This is a genomic window from Roseixanthobacter psychrophilus (assembly GCF_043195195.1).
Lineage (GTDB): Bacteria > Pseudomonadota > Alphaproteobacteria > Rhizobiales > Xanthobacteraceae > NCEH01.
Window position 1 is genome coordinate 1 of record NZ_JBAFWT010000201.1, and the last position, 376, is coordinate 376.

Here is a 376-nt window from a genome sequence, read left to right on the forward strand (position 1 = left end):
GGCCGGGGCCCGAAGGGGATGTCCGATGACCGAAACGCCGGCCTACGGCCTGTGGGGCCTCGTCATCCTCAACTCGGTGGTCTTCATCCTGTTCGCCGCGAGCTTCACCCGGCTCAGGACGCCGCGGGACTGGCGCACCCTCGGGGCGTTCTCGGCCTTCGTCGTCGCCCTGTTCACCGAGATGTATGGGTTTCCGCTGACCATCTACCTCCTGTCGGGATGGCTCGGCCGGCAGTTCCCCGGCGTCGATTTCTGGTCCCACGACGCCGGTCATCTGCTCGAGACCCTGTTCGGGTGGCGCGTGAATCCCCATTTCGGGCCGTTCCACATCCTCAGCACCATCCTGGTCTTCGGCGGCTTCTGGCTGCTCGCGGTG

General features: G+C 66.5%; 1 pseudogene. It reads left to right on the plus strand.

What is annotated here, in order from left to right:
• Positions 1-25: 25 nt before the first annotated feature.
• Positions 26-376 (plus strand): annotated as a pseudogene (locus V5F77_RS29200) (isoprenylcysteine carboxylmethyltransferase family protein); the annotation flags it as partial.